General features: G+C 55.8%; 11 protein-coding genes. 7 read left to right on the top strand and 4 right to left on the bottom strand.

Annotated features, from left to right (window positions below):
* Positions 1-109: 109 nt before the first annotated feature.
* On the bottom strand, positions 110-1,057 hold the full coding sequence (lhpI, locus tag AC0L8N_RS09485; protein ID WP_473667398.1) for a bifunctional Delta(1)-pyrroline-2-carboxylate/Delta(1)-piperideine-2-carboxylate reductase: 948 nt from the start codon (positions 1,055-1,057) through the stop codon (positions 110-112).
* A gap of 481 nt (positions 1,058-1,538) precedes the next feature.
* Here lhpI and AC0L8N_RS09490 point away from each other — a divergent pair, with 481 nt between their 5' ends.
* The 3 genes from AC0L8N_RS09490 (at position 1,539) to AC0L8N_RS09500 (ending at position 6,075) form a co-directional block, all read left to right on the top strand.
* Positions 1,539-1,787: a hypothetical protein gene (locus AC0L8N_RS09490; protein WP_473667399.1), complete on the top strand. Its 249-nt coding sequence runs from the start codon at positions 1,539-1,541 to the stop codon at positions 1,785-1,787.
* 2 nt (positions 1,788-1,789) lie between these two features.
* Positions 1,790-3,073: an NAD(P)/FAD-dependent oxidoreductase gene (locus AC0L8N_RS09495; protein ID WP_473667400.1), complete on the top strand. Its 1,284-nt coding sequence runs from the start codon at positions 1,790-1,792 to the stop codon at positions 3,071-3,073.
* Positions 3,074-3,291: 218 nt separating this feature from the next.
* A complete protein-coding gene (locus AC0L8N_RS09500) occupies positions 3,292-6,075 on the top strand; it encodes a TonB-dependent receptor plug domain-containing protein (RefSeq protein ID WP_473667401.1) in 2,784 nt (927 codons plus the stop codon).
* A 485-nt stretch (positions 6,076-6,560) separates the two neighbouring features.
* On the opposite strand, the gene AC0L8N_RS09505 is transcribed toward AC0L8N_RS09500, so the two are convergent.
* The gene (locus AC0L8N_RS09505) at positions 6,561-7,460 is read right to left on the bottom strand and encodes a creatininase family protein (protein WP_473667402.1); all 900 of its coding nucleotides are present in this window, start codon (positions 7,458-7,460) and stop codon (positions 6,561-6,563) included.
* Positions 7,461-8,120: 660 nt separating this feature from the next.
* Between AC0L8N_RS09505 and AC0L8N_RS09510 the strand changes: the two genes are divergently transcribed.
* From AC0L8N_RS09510 to AC0L8N_RS09525, 4 genes are all read left to right on the top strand, one after another.
* Positions 8,121-9,803: a DUF1592 domain-containing protein gene (locus AC0L8N_RS09510; RefSeq protein ID WP_473667403.1), complete on the top strand. Its 1,683-nt coding sequence runs from the start codon at positions 8,121-8,123 to the stop codon at positions 9,801-9,803.
* 50 nt (positions 9,804-9,853) lie between these two features.
* The gene (locus AC0L8N_RS09515; protein ID WP_473667404.1) at positions 9,854-11,185 is read left to right on the top strand and encodes a DUF1552 domain-containing protein; all 1,332 of its coding nucleotides are present in this window, start codon (positions 9,854-9,856) and stop codon (positions 11,183-11,185) included.
* Between the two features lie 94 nt (positions 11,186-11,279).
* Complete coding sequence (locus AC0L8N_RS09520; RefSeq protein ID WP_473667405.1) at positions 11,280-12,728, top strand: hypothetical protein; 1,449 nt, start codon at positions 11,280-11,282, stop codon at positions 12,726-12,728.
* Positions 12,729-12,766: 38 nt separating this feature from the next.
* Positions 12,767-13,882 carry a hypothetical protein gene (locus tag AC0L8N_RS09525; RefSeq protein WP_473667406.1) on the top strand — a complete coding sequence of 372 codons (1,116 nt, stop codon included), beginning with the start codon at positions 12,767-12,769 and terminating at the stop codon, positions 13,880-13,882.
* A 150-nt stretch (positions 13,883-14,032) separates the two neighbouring features.
* On the opposite strand, the gene AC0L8N_RS09530 is transcribed toward AC0L8N_RS09525, so the two are convergent.
* Positions 14,033-14,614, bottom strand: coding sequence for a hypothetical protein (locus AC0L8N_RS09530; RefSeq protein WP_473667407.1), 582 nt, complete (start codon positions 14,612-14,614; stop codon positions 14,033-14,035).
* Between the two features lie 103 nt (positions 14,615-14,717).
* Positions 14,718-15,092, bottom strand: coding sequence for a TonB-dependent receptor (locus AC0L8N_RS09535; RefSeq protein WP_473667408.1), 375 nt, complete (start codon positions 15,090-15,092; stop codon positions 14,718-14,720).
* Positions 15,093-15,141: the final 49 nt, after the last annotated feature.

Consider the following 15,141-nt stretch of genomic DNA (forward strand, 5'->3'; position numbering starts at 1 on the left):
TGATTGGCGAAGCCAGGCCGTTGCCGGGTTTCCCCGTACTTCGTGTTGCTGGCATTCAGTTCGGTTCGAACTTATGAGCTGATAGCCGCAGATCCATGTCCCTGCAAACTCAGGTCTGGGTGGTGCCCTGCCGTACCGCAAGTTCGGCTGCAGCCAGGTCTTCGAGCGCTGAACCGACCGACTTGAACAAAGTAATTGCTTCCGGTGAGCGCCGAGGCGTGCAGGTTCCGCGAGTCAATTCGAACAGGTCACCCACAATATCGGCTCGCTCAAGCGAGCCGGACTTCATGGCTTTGACAATTTCTCCAGCCTCAACCAGTGCGCCCGCGTAAGTGTCGACATAAACGTCCGACAGCGACATCGCCTCATCGTCGGCTTCGCTCATCTCGGGAGTGAACGAACCAACAAGATCTACATGCTGCCCTGCACGCAACCAGCCGCCTTTAACCAAAGGCTCGGTTGCCAGTGTTGCGCAGGAAATTATGTCGGCCTCTTCCGCCGCGGATTGAATGTCTGCCACGAAGGTCACCGAATACGGTTCGTCGGCCAGGCTATCAGCAACTGCCTGCGCGGCTTCCTGCCTGCGACCCCAGATTAAAACGCGCTCAAGGGGGCGAACTGTCGCGTGGGCCCGAATCAGGTGGGGCGCCAGTTTGCCCGTACCAACCATCAGCAAAGTGGATGCGTCAGCTCGCGACAAATACTTTGACGCCAGCGCAGACGCTGCGGCGGTGCGACGCACGGTGAGCTCCGCACCGTCCAGTATGGCCATCGGTTGGCCGGTAGTGCCGTTCATCAACAGGTAGCTGGCATTAACCGACGGCAAACTTTTCTTCATGTTGCTCGGGAAAACTGTCGCAATCTTGATGCCGAGGACGCTACCTGTGCGCCAGGCGGGCATCAGCAATAACGTGCCGTCCGCTTCGTCCGGGACCTTAATCTGGTGATGCGCTCGATCCGGAACGTCAACTTCGCTACGGAAAGCTTCTTCCAGTGCCGCTATGAGTTGATCGTAAGGTAAGGAATTCGCGACAGCTTGTGCATCAAACGTCAGCATATTGAAACGTAGTCCGGCATTTTTATGGGCACCAAAAGTGGGTGAAGAACCAGTGTAGAGATCAAGAACGCCGAATCACAGCCAAGGGTTTGTTAACCGGCCAGATCAAGGCGCGCGCTGTTCATTGGACAGGATAACCAAATTTCCGGCTCTCGTTCACCTACAAAAAATGCAACAGGAACCTCATAGCGCGCTTACGCCTTGCAGTAGCTTGCCCTTCGCAAACCATTGAAGGACTGAACATAAGAGTGTCGCAGCAACTACTTGTTGCACGCGTCACCTGCAGAGGTTCCTTTGCTCACGTACTCATTATCGACCGAGGTGTTGTTCGCTGGTCATTACAATTTTGAACTACATGTTGCCGAAACCTCGTTTTTAATCGCATGCGTTAAGCCCGACACTCTGGGGCCATGCGGATTAGCTCAAATAAAATCAGCGGGAAAAGCATGGCACTTATTCTCGTATTGACTGCGGAGGCAGCGTGACGTTACGGCTAAATGGCATCGCATTCGAAATGAATGAGGCAGCTGACACCGAAACCGGTGCTTGCCATGCAGTTCTGGACTTGCCATCTGCGCCGCACCTGTCAGTAAGCCGGGGTGCTGGCGATGTGTTGACCACGCTTGCCATCCGTAACTGGCACACCAGTAACTACACCAGCTTGTACAGCGCAAAAAAATCCCGCGTCTATCGCGGTCCTTCGATGACTTGCAATCATCGGAGTGTGTAGCAATGCAGAATGACCCGAGGACACACGGCTTATGGGAGGTGTCCGCTCCCCCGGTGCCCCCGACAGAAGTTCTGAAAGCTGACATCACTGCAGACGTCGTGGTTATCGGCGCGGGCTTTACAGGCCTATCAGCCGCCCTGCACCTGGCCGAGCAAAAGCATCGTACGGTGGTGCTTGAGGCTGGGGAGATTGGTTTTGGTGGCTCGGGCCGTAACGTTGGGCTGGTTAATGCCGGGATGTGGGTCAAGCCGTTCGACCTGTGCAATACCCTGGGAGAAACGCTGGGCCGACGGCTTATTGAGCAACTTAGCGAAGCACCGGCTATGGTTTTTCAGCTTGTTGAAAAATATGGCATGGACTGCGAAGCGCTCAATAGCGGTACGCTCCACTGTGCCGTCGGCAAGAGCGGCCTCAAAGAAGTGACTGAACGTGCACGTCAGTGGAAGTCACTGGGCGCGTCCGTCGAGTTGCTGGATGCCAAGAGTACCCGGGAAAAGGTTGGTACTGATACTTACAGTGGTGCGTTGTTCGACAGGCGAGCCGGAACAATTCAACCTCTCGCTTACGCACGGGCATTGGCCCGAGCCGCGATAACGGGTGGCGCAACCATTCATACCTCGAGTCCGGTTCTGTCAGCAGAATCGGTGTCTGGCGGCTGGAAAATCAAGACCAGTCGCGGGAGTGTCACCGCACCCCGGGTGATCGTCGCTACCAACACCTACTCGAACGGTTTCTCACAGGCACTGCAGACTGAACTCGTTCGATTGCCGTATTTCAACGTCGCTACCCGGCGACTCAGTGACTCGCTACTCGCCACAATACTGCCCGAACGTCAGGGTCTCTGGAATACGTCAGCCGTCCTGTCATCGATGCGTCTCGACGCCGAAGGCCGTTTGGTATTCGGCAGTGTCGGAGCATTACGCGGCACCGGCAAACAGGTACATCGAAGCTGGGCGCGGCGGGCACTTTCCAAGCTGTTTCCACAGTTGAGCGACGTCGAATTTGAGCACGAATGGTATGGCTGGATTGGGATGACGCCTGATTCTTTGCCACGTTTTCATCGCCTCGACGAAAATATTTTTTCAATTAGCGGCTACAACGGTCGCGGTATAGGCGCTGGAACATCATTCGGTCGCGATCTCGCAAGGCTCGCTACCGATGCCATGGCCGAGTCCGAACTGGCACTGCCAATCAGTGAGGTCGCGAGCTCGCAGTTCCGCGTTGCGAAAGAATCCTTTTACGAAATTGGTTCACAGGTAGCGCACATGGTGGGCCACCGATTTTAGAAAAAAATGAAAGAAAAGATGGGGATGGGGATCCGGGCCATGAACTGAGTTCGGATTATTCACTTGATAGTGGGGAAATTAAGATGATTTTTATGCATGCCATTGACCAGCACTTGGCAAAAACAGAGCTGAGTACTAGGCCTGACACTGAGCTAAAGACTATTAGCAAAGTGTTCTTACTGATAGCAGCAGCTTCGTTTGCTGCGCCAGGGCTAAGTTTGGCCCAGTCAGCTGACACATCCGAAGATCAATCGGCAGCGGACGACAGACCGATCGAACAGATCACCGTCACCGGAACGCGTATCTCGCGGGTTGACGGCTACGAGGATCCGACGCCTGTATCCATCTTGAGCGACGAAATGCTCAATTCTTTTGGGTCAGAGAACATCGCTGAAGCGGTAAACACTCTTCCAGTATTCGCCGGTAGTTACACGCCGGGTTCCAGCATCCAGAACGCGAGCTCTGGTACTGCGGCAATGAATATCCTGAACCTCAGAAGCCTGGGAACGAACCGCACACTGGTGCTCCTCGATGGCAGACGTGTCGTACCTTCTGTTATGGAAGGGACCATTGACGTCAATAACATCCCGCAGAACCTCGTGAAACGCGTTGAGGTGGCCACAGGTGGTGCTTCCGCCGTTTACGGTTCAGATGCTGTTGGCGGTGTCGTTAACTTCATTCTGGACAAAGAATACACCGGCCTTAAAGCCAGTGTGTCCGGTGGTGCTACCAACTACGGCGACCGTGACAACGTCGGTGCGTCGCTGACCGGCGGCATGGACTTCGCCGGCGATCGCGGCCATATCGTAGCGAACGTTGCTTACAAAACGGCTGACGGCATTTCAATCAACGACCGCCCCTGGAACATGAAGGGCTGGCAGTTCATGTACAACCCGCACTACACGCCAACCAACGGTCAACCGGAGCGTATTCTCCTTGATCAGGTTGCAACCAGTAATGGTATTGCAGGCGGCATCATCACCAACACAGCGCTACGCGGTACGGCGTTTGCCGAGGGTGGCACACCTTATCAGTTCGTATACGGTGATCTGGTTTTCGATCCGGACATGCGCGGTGGTGACTGGAAGAAGGCCGACGTCCGTCCCACAAGAGCTGGTCAGACATTGGCTCCAGAGGCGGAGAATCGGAATTTCTTCACGCACGCCAACTATCGCATCAATGATTCGGTCGAAGTCTATGCAGAGCTAAGCTCGGATTACAGCAAGACATACAACTGGGCCTACTCGCTGGAATGCAACGGCTGTATCACGATTCAGGACGACAACCCGTTCATCCCTGCAAGCGTCGCGACGGAAATGGCAACGCAAGGTATAACGGAGTTCCGGCTGGGTACGCAGCATCCCGATCTCGGCATTATCGGCACCGACGGTGAGCACGAGGTAAATCGCGTGGTCCTGGGTGTTAATGGCCTGTTTGAAGCCTTTGGCTCCAACTGGAACTGGGACGCGTACTACACGAAAGGCGTTTCCAAACACACGGAAATTGCAGATCATGCGCACTATATGCCCAATGTTGCTCTTGCACTTGATGCCGTTCGCGATCCTGTAAGCAACGAGATCGTTTGCCGCTCGACGCTTACCGATCCGACCAATGGTTGTGCGCCTTACAACCCGATGGGTATTGGCGTTAATACGCAAGCTGCTGTGGACTTCATCGAAGGTGCAGGTGTCAGAGCGTTTCGTAAGCAAGAGATCACTCAGGATGCAGCGGCATTCACGATCTCGGGCGAACCGTTCTCCGTCGCGGCAGGTCCGATATCAGTAGCAGCCGGCCTCGCTTACAAAAAGGATTCCGTCGAAGGCGAGAATGATCCTTACTCACGCGACCGCGACTGGTACATCGGTGGTTATGGCGTTGCCAACGGCAGCGTCGATTCGACTGAAATTTATATGGAAACGGTTGTTCCGGTGCTCCGCGATGTATCCTGGGCCGATTCACTGGACCTCAATGGCGCTGTTCGCGTCACTGACTACAGTACCTCCGGCAATCTTACGACCTGGAAAGTAGGTGCCACGTATCAGCCGGTCGAAGGTATCCGGTTCCGCGCTACGCAGTCACGAGATGCCCGTGCCCCTAACCTGGCCGAGCTGATCAGCGAAGGCGGCGGCGGTATCGTCTCCGGCATCAACCCATTCACGGGTGATCCGTTGATCCTGATTCCTGCACCACGTACCGGTAACCCGAACCTCGTGCCGGAACTGGCCGATGCAACAGGCGTAGGCATTGTTCTGCAGCCGACCTTCATGCCGGAGTTCAGCCTGTCCCTCGACTACTGGGCTGTGGAAATCGAAGATTCAATCGATACGCTGTCTCTGCAGGAAACGCTTGACCGATGCTTCCTCGGCAACCAGCGCTTCTGTGATGCGATTGACTTTGTTCCGGGCACTCAGGACATCACCGAGGTTAGACGTTCACCGTTTAACTACGTTGAAGAAACGGCAAAAGGCTACGACATTGAAGCCTCTTACAGCCTGCCGATCATGGATGGCAACCTGCAAGCCCGTGTCCTGATGTCACGTTACCTTGAAAGAACCACCAACGACGGTAGCGGTGTAATTCGGGAAACAGCCGGTGAGAACAGTGCTAGTGAGCCGCCGAACTGGCGTCTGAATGCCAGCCTGTCTTATGCCACAGAGCCGATGACGGTTTCAGTATCCGCCCGCGGAATCAGCGCCGGCGTTTACGACAACCGCTACATCGAGTGCAGTGCGTTCTGCCCGCCATCAACGGCTGCGCACCGGACGACCAGCGAGAACGACATTGCCCGTCAGTTCTTCTACGACGCGGCGTTCAGTTACAAGGTTCCGTTCGGTGATAGCGAGGTCGATTTGTTCCTGAACATCCGAAATATCTTCGACACGGACCCGACGGTTGTAGCGGCAAATCCAGGTTCTGATGGATTCTTCTACTCACCTGTCAACCATGCGCTCTACGACTACCTGGGTCGTGTTTACCAGGGTGGTTTCCGAGTCGAGTTCTGATCGGTAGCTAGCGTTATTGTTTGGAATGAGGGGGTGGTGGCACATACGGATGTAGCCACCACCCCCGAATTTTAACGGTGTAGGGTTATTCATCGTTAAAACCAGGAGCAGGCGCACCCGCGCCGGAGTTCTACCTCAGACTGCGCTCCTGCAGGCCTTCCCGATCCCCGCCAGCGACTACGTTCCGTTCTACTCCGGATCGAATCGGGTTGAACGCAGCCAACGAGCATCAACCGCTGCACGGACGCGAACAAGCTCCTCGCAGTGCGTTTCGATGACCTATCGACTATCGGTACAACCGAGATTTCATTGGCCTACGTGCACGGTGTGCGTCGTCGGTCGATCCCACCGGGCCGGGCGTCGAACCGGAGTTCGCCGCAGCCGCCGACAGCGATGACCACTCATCGTCTGTCGGCGACACTTACTTGTCAATCAGGTAGTGACGCGATATTCACTCACTGAATCAAGGGCATAACTCTCCTTGCTCAGTCCTGCGCGATAGCCTTGTTGACCGCATCAGCCGTTACAGTCGCACGGTAATCAATCAACTTGCGGCCCCATTCGACTGTCTTTTCTCTATCAGCGATTGAAACGCCATCGATGGTTGCCTGGCCGGTCTTGACTCGCTGTTCCCAGCGCACCGTCTCAGGGTCCGTTACCATCATGATCAGTTCGACAGTTGCGTCATCATGAACGCCGTCACTGACGCCCGCTTCCTGCACGCCTTTCTCTACCAGCATGTCCTCAACCGCACCCCAGCTCCTGTAATACTCGGGTATATACAGAACCGCCTGAGTGCCCCACGCCGCGTTCAGTTTTTCGGCCACAGCCTGCATGCCGGGTCCGACGCTGCCACCGTTGTCACTGATGAGCACAATATGTTCGAAGCCGTGTGCCTTCATGCTTCGTGCGGTGTCCGCAACGATTGCTTCGTACGTGCTCTGCTCGACGCTGATCGTACCGGCGGTGTTCATGTGGCCTGTCTTCTTTTCGATATCGCCTTCTGGCACGAACTTGATGACCGGCGCGCATAACGCGTTGCCAAGCTTTCTGGCAATCGCGTCACAGGTCGATTGCAGAATGTAATTGTGCTTGCCCAGCGCCGTCCACGGACCATTGGGCTCAACTCCACCGGTAGGAATAATGATGGTCTTCTTGCCATTGGCCATGGCATCGCGTACATCCATCCAGGTCATTTCTTCAATCCAGACCGAGTCAAACCTGGGTAACGGGTTCGGTGTATCGTTGCAGTTCAAACGATTCTTCTTGCACGCTACGCCGTCGGCCGAACGTGCATCCACAGGTTGCTGGGCATTAGCAGTAACCGCGAAAAACAGGCAGCAAATAACGCTCGCGGTGGCAAAGAATTTTTTAACGATACTCATAAACGATTTTCTCCAGAAGTAGATCGGCACGGGGTTGGCCGCTGACAATGGCTGAATCGGTAATCGGCCCCAGTGACTCGATGTGTCTGGCGGCGGATTCTTTCGCAGAACTTGTGTGTCGTATCGACAAGACGACCAAAGCTTTCGCTTTGGCCGTACAAGACGTTGTGCAAACTTTTTAATTGTTGTTCGTGACGAGTCTACACATGCACCCATAGACTGAGAAGCCATCGCCAGTGAGCAACCGGCGCTAAAAGCGCTACACGACTTTGCGTTGTAATCGAGGAAAATACGCTTCGAAAAATGCTTGACCGTCGCCCCTGGCGCGGTGCCGCAATCGTCGCTGAAAGCGGCTCTGCACCTGCATTGTCAGCGATTACGGGCTCTTGCGGCCTGACCGCCTGCAGCGGGTTTTCAGGTCGTCGAAAGCCTTACAAAATAACCCCCGAAAACCAGATAAATCAGACTGTTAGTAAATACGAGTCATAGTTCATAACTTTTTATCAAGATCGAAGCGGCGATATCGGATAAGGGACCTGATAGCATCCAAGAGCATAGGCGGCTCTACAGGTGAACCACATGGTACCGACGGAAAACGCTTCTGCGCTTCTGTTAAATAGAAGTTCCAAACCGGCCTCTCATGGCCAAGCTAAAACGTGGTTGCGCGGCTGCACTGTCAGTCTGCTTTCGGCGTTCGTTCTTGCTGGCTGCTCGGCATCCGCACCGGAGCCCGAAAGCGCCGGAACGCCACCGCGTGCGTCCCTCGTTTCTACCGCCCAGTACTTCAATTCCTTACGGTACGTTTTTGGTTCCAGTATCGACCTGCAAGTCGAGTTCCCTCCCTTCGAACGCAAAGAAGGTTTGCTTGCGAACGGTGCGGCAATCGCCGGTGTCAGCAGTTCTCAACTTGAACAGTTCCAGTCGGCGGGTACAACCGTAGCCGCACAAGTCGTTGGACCCACGCACCGCGAATTCTTGCTGCCGTGCAAGCCCGCCAACGCCAAGACCGCGGACAAAGCGTGCGCCACCCAGTTTCTGTCGGAAACGGGTCGCTTGCTGGTTCGTCGCCCTTTGACGGATATTGAACTCACAACGCTGGTCGACAATGCCGGAATGGGTGCTGAGAAGTTGGAAGACTTCTACGCTGGCCTTGAAATCGCACTCGAAGCCCTGTTGCTTAGCCCGGAAGTCCTGTTCGTCGTCGAGCAGTCCGAACCAGACCCCGATAACCCCGGGCAGTTGCGCCTCGATTCGTACTCACTCGCCTCGCGCTTGAGCTACTTTCTCTGGGATGCCGCGCCGGATGCCGAGTTGCTGGACGCCGCTGAAAGCGGCGACCTGCAGACCGAAAGCGGACTGACCCAGCAGGTAGATCGTATGCTGGCCAGCCCGCGACTCGTCGCTGGTATGCGGGCGTTCTTCGGCGACATGCTGCACTTCGCCGATTTCCAGACCCTCGCGAAAGATCCAACCATCTATCCGAACTTCACAGGTGTGACCGCGGCAGCCGCCCAGGAACAAACCCTGCGCACCGTGATCAATCACCTGTTGACAGAAAACAAGGATTACCGCGATCTGTTTACAACCCGGTCAACGTTCATGACCCCTGAGTTGGCGATTCAGTTCGACATGCCAGCGGGTCCCGGGTGGGTACCTTACGAGCTTCCGGCAGACAGCCCACGGGCCGGTCTGTTGACGCAGGTCAGCTTCTTGTCGCTGCACGCACATCCGGGACGCAGTTCGCCGACGCTACGCGGTATGGCGTTGCGTGAATTGCTGTTATGCCAGGTCGTGCCCGCGGCGCCGGCAAGCGTGGATTTTTCGGTCATCAATAATCCCGACTCGCATTACCCAACACAGCGCGATCGCGTTAACGCACATCTCGAGACACCCAGCTGCGCTGGCTGCCACCGAATCATGGATCCCATCGGTTTGACGCTCGAGAGCTTTGACGGCGAGGGTCGCTTTCGAACGACCGAGAACGGCGTCGCTATCGACACGACAGGCTCGCTGGACGGTGTGGAATACAGCGATGCGATTGGCCTGGCGCACGCATTGCGCGACAACCCCGGCCTGCCGAGCTGCCTGGTTCAGCGTGTCTTTGCGTATGGCACTGGCGGACCAGTGCAACAGCAAGACCGTGCTTACCTGGAATACATGACTGAAGCGTTCAAGGCAGAAGGCTACCATTTGCGCGGTTTGCTACGGTCGGTCGTTCTGAGCGACGCCTTCTCCAAAATTAATGAGCCTCCGCCGTCGCAGCCTGCAGAGCAGAATGACGAAGGTCGAACAGCTACCCTCTCACCAGATGACGAAGCGAAACTCGCAACAAGCGGCGATTAATTCGAACGCCAGCTAGCGACACGCTTCCGATTGCAGGACAGGAGATCAAAGTGAAAAAGCTAACGAGACGTAATGCTCTAAAAGGAATGTTAAGCGGTGGTGCGGTGACCGTTGCACTTCCTCTGCTGGATTGCTTCTTGAACGAGAGTGGCACAGCCCTCGCCGCTGGTGCGCCTATGCCGCTGCGGTTTGGCACGTGGGGTTACGGACTCGGCGGCTCGTCCAATATCATGGTGCCGAAGACAATCGGTGCCAACTACGACTTGCCCGAGGAGATTGCCTCGTGGGAGCGTGTGCGCGATCACATTAACTTTTACTCGAACACGACGGCGCATATGGATGCGTCTCCAAACAACAACCATTTCACGGGTTGGGTTGTTGGGCGATGCGGCATAGCGCCTTCTGGCGGCATTCCGAGTGAAACCATCGACACCACGATTGCCAACCGCATCGGTAAGACGACGCGCTACATGTCTCTTACCGCGACGGCAACCGGTGACGTTACCAACACCTACAGTTACGTAAACAAAGTCACGCCAAATCCTGCGGAATGGTCGCCGCTGAAGTTTTATACACGCCTGTTCGGGCCGGACTTCCAGGACCCGAATGCGCCTTCGTTTACGCCTGATCCGCGAGTCATGGTCCGCAAAAGCGTTTTATCCGGTGTGATGGATCAAACCCAGACGCTGTTAAAAGCTGTGGGCAGCGAAGACCGCAATCGCATTGATCAGTACTTTACCGGCTTGCGACAACTCGAGAACCAGTTCGAGCAACGTCTTACCAAACCTGAACCCATCGCGAGTTGTATTGCCCCCGGCAAGGCACCCGTTGATCCACCAATGAATAAAGAAGTGGAAACCGTGCAGTTGCGGCATCGCATGATGACCGAACTCATGGTGATGGCGGTCGCGTGCGATCAGACCCGGGTCTTCAATATGGCGTTTTCTGCTGCTTTCTCTGCACTGGTAAAACCGGGCTTTCCACAGCCGTACCACACCTGCACGCATGAAGATCCGATCGATCCGGACCTCGGCTACCAGCCGAACTCATCATGGTTTACCCGCCGCACGATGGAATCGTGGGCCGACTTCGTTGAAGCATTTACCAAGGTTAAAGAGGGCGACGGTACGTTGCTCGACAATGTCTTGATATACGCCACGACTGACGTAGGTAATGCGAGAACTCACGCCGTTGACGACATGCCAGTATTCACTGCTGGTCGCGCGGGCGGCAAATTGAAGTCCGGATTGCATATCGACCTGAAGGGCGCGTCGCCCACCGTTGTCGGCTATACCGCATTGCGACTGATGGGCGTCGATGTACCGTCGTGGGGAACCTTGAGCAATCAGACCTCCGAAGTATTCAACGAAGTCCTCGTATAAATGTGACGACAGGCTTTGCCAGCGCCGTGTGGACTAGCGTTCATCCACCGGCGTTGCGGGCAATGTACTTAGGCCAGACAGGAATCAAGTAGATATGCGGTCATCGGCGAACCAGTTCAGGGTTCTACTCAAAGTCTCACTTGCGATCTTTGCGACGACAGCGCTACTCAATGGCGCACCGATCGTAACTGACGCGGCAGCAGCAACCATTACGCCCGATAGTCCGGAGGCCGCCAAATACTGGCAGTCGCCGGAAAGTACTGATCGCGAACCCTTTATCGAAGAGCCGATGCCGCCCGGGTTTCAGGTTATCGTCAGCCAGTTTGAAGGGCCGGTATTCGCGGACGCACAAGGGCGAACACTCTACAAATGGCCACTGCGGGCGTTACGCAACGGTGCAACCGGCGACCGGGAAGAAAAGCCTTCCAATTGTACGGACGAGGTTCTGACCACATCGGCGGGCATGATGAGCCCGTACCCTCCTGGCTTGTTGTTGCCTGATCTTGATACGCGCCTGAGTTGTACAGCCGTATGGCCGCCTGTTATTCCTTCCGAAGGCGCCGAAGAGGTCGGAAACTGGACCATCATTCCGCGTCTCGACGGCACACCGCAATGGGCTTACGGCGGCTACCCGTTGTACACCTCGATACTGGATCATCAACCGGGCGATGTTAACGGCGGCACGAAAATGCAAAGCTCCAGCGATGGCGGTGTCGTGCGCGTACCCGTAGAACCGAAATACGGCATCCCGCCCGATTTTGCTGTCGTTCAGTCTTCCACCGGACGGCTGCTCCTTAACAAGGACAAATACTCGGTGTACGCCTGGGATGGCGATGCGCCCAATACTTCGAATTGCCACGATGCCTGCTTGCTCACATGGACGCCCGTGCCGGCGCCGCAAAACGTTGTGGAACACTATGGATGGACCGTCATCGAGCGTTCACCCGGCATTAATCAGTGGGCATTCCGCGGTCAGCCGCTTTATACGTATAACCATGATCGACGTACCCAAAGTTTTTGGGGAGCTGATATAGAGGGCTGGCACAACGTCTATACGCAACGTGACCTGCGACCACCCGAAGGATTTACCGTCCAGGACGTAGAAGCTGGCGGCCAGGTTTTGGCGGACTCAGAAGGCAGACCCATTTACCTGTACAACTGCCGGGACGATTCGTTAGCGCAGCTGGCCTGCGATAATCCGGATTCGACCCAGGCGTACCGTTTGGCGATATGCGGTGCCGGCGACCAGGCGGTCTGTCGTGAAAACTTCCCGTACGTTCCTGCACCGACCGACGCGAAGAGCGACAGTCCGCTATGGAGCGTCATGGCCATCGACCCTGATACCGGCCATCGAGCCAGCGCCGGGCAAACAGCGATTCATGTCTGGGCCTATCGCGATCGGCCGGTCTACACCTACAGCGGTGATCATGGCAAGCCAGGGGTGACCCTCGGTGACGGCTACGGTGAGTTCACCGGCAAGCGCAACGGTTTCAAAGCTTTTATTCTGCGAGATGTATTTCAGCGCAACAATTTTCGTCGATGATTCTGGCAACGGAGTCGCCGGTAGTGAAGAGGACACCTATGAATACGAAGTGGGCAAATACAACTGTGCGGCAATCGAAGGTCTCTCACTTGCTTCTGGGTACCTTGGCCTTCGGTATGCTGGCCACGAGTGGAGCGGCACTGGCCGATGCACCCAAGGACGGCCGGATCGGCTACGTCCTGACCAAACGGGTGTGGGCAATTCACGAATCTGAACGCGGTGAGGTTGAGTGCCCGCAAGGCTTCAACACCGGGCCGCGAGAAGAGTATGCCCTGCTGTTTCCCGAAGACAGCGGCAAGACCTACACCGAGATGGAAACCCGACTGGCGCGGGAAGGGCTGGCTTTCCATACGACGGACGAAAAACCATTGCCGTTCTTCGATGCACAAGGGCCAACGTCCTACGGCCTGAACCTTGATGGCAAAGTTGGTCCGGAAGACTTTACCAACCCGGATGGCGAAGAAGGTGTCGATAACCAGATGTACCGCGCGATGGGTTGTGTCAACGCTTACCGTACGGATGGCGTAATCTGGTTCTTCGCAACCGATGACATGTACCGGAATGCCTACAACCGCTGGCTGATCGAGCTGACTAATGTGGACGACCTCACCAATGACGACGACGTTACGGTAACGACCTATCGTGGCCTGGACGAGTTGACGCGGGACGGTACCGGCACGGCGTTTATCGCTGGCGCAACCCAGCAAGTTGATACGCGTTGGGGTCAGAGTTACATCGAAGAACTCAAGGGCAAGATTGTTGACGGAGTGTTGATCACAGAACCCGTCGATTCAATCACCATTCCATGGTCACAGCCGGGTGTCGCCACTGGCGTTTATGTCGTGCGGGATTTGCAACTAAAGCTCGACCTGACCGACAAGACCGCGGACGGACTCTGGGCCGGTTATCTCGACGTGAATTCGTACAGTCACCAGCTCAACACGAACTGGGCAACGCACCACCAGAGCTACGGCCAGCTTTCTGCATCGTCGATACACCGCGCAGCACGCCGCCTGGCTGATGCGTACCCGGATCCGGAAACCGGCCAGAATACGGCGATTTCTACCGCGGTGCATGTGTCGTTCGTGCAAGCCCACATCAATCATCCGGATGAAGACACCCGGATGGCTGGCGCCAAGGCGCCACGCAACTAGCGAAGCGACGCCCGCCAATCCGCGGGCGTACGGTAGTGGAGTGTGCAAACAGAAAGGGGGCGTGACGCCAGACGTCACGCCCCCTTTTTCTTTTCGGCGATGTTAGCGACCAGCGCGAGCAATGCGCCAACGCCAATAGACAGTGATTACTCAGTCTGCCTTCTTATTCTCAACGCGCTGCATTATGTACGGCGCCAAGCGCTCTTCGTACAGTACCCGCGGCCTGGACTTCGCACCGGCAATGACCACTGATACTCCCAGACTGATGTCACCACTGCGAACCGCCAGGCCATCACCCCACCAAAGCGCTTCGTCACCGAACTCTTTCGGTGTGGGTGCAGAGGGTATTTCGCCATTATCGGCAGCATCGCGAAAATCCTGCAAGAAGCCGCTTGCGAGTCCGCTGCCAGCTGGCCATTGAGTCGCATTCAGGATTACAAAACTTCTGCCACCCAGCGGAGCCCGCGGATTGAGTTCTACGCCCTCCGCTTGTTCCATGATCCAGACGCAGGTTGACGAGTAAGAGCCATCGGCCTGAAAGCCCATGTCATTGCGAAAATCACGCTCGACCGGGTGACCAATTACCTGAGAAATTTCTGCTGGCACCAGCAAAGTACACGCGTCGAGCTCCTTCGCCATTGCACCCGCTACCGGCGCTTCAGCGCCGACCTGATGGCCAAAAAGCATCAGCTTTCCTGCCGCTACGGCCGCAATCAACAATCTGGTTTTCATTCCTGCTCCAACAAGTTTTGGTCGCGCCATTCTAGCAATTCAAAGAAAATATTGGCGAGTAACCGGGCATAACGCACGACCAAACTGCCGCATACCTATACCGCTATGCCCTGGGTGCTTTAATCACCATGACCTTCATTAGCACGAAGGCGCTGAGTGCGGTGATCGAGAAAATACCGAGTGCCGGCCCCACGGTTGCAGCGGGAACATACCGGCCGTAAAGAAGATACAGACCGACAACCAGGCCGGCCGTTCCCAATTGATGCAAAAGGAACTGTGTGGTCGCCAGTTTTCCCGTGGTTCCGGGTAGCCAAAGCTTGTGTACTGCGGCATAAAAAAATGACACCAGGAAGCCAAGCAACATGATGTGAGCATGAGCCACCATCTGGCTGTGGTTCTCGCTGGCGGCCATGTAGATGCCGAGTATCAGCCCGAGTATGCCGTAGCCCATGGCAGTCATCAGAAATTTCCTGTCCATTATTATTGTTCTCCAGAGCAGAAAAAACCCGCCGATTGTAAATCAGGCA

The sequence above is a fragment of the Woeseia sp. D3-10 genome (assembly GCF_055809415.1).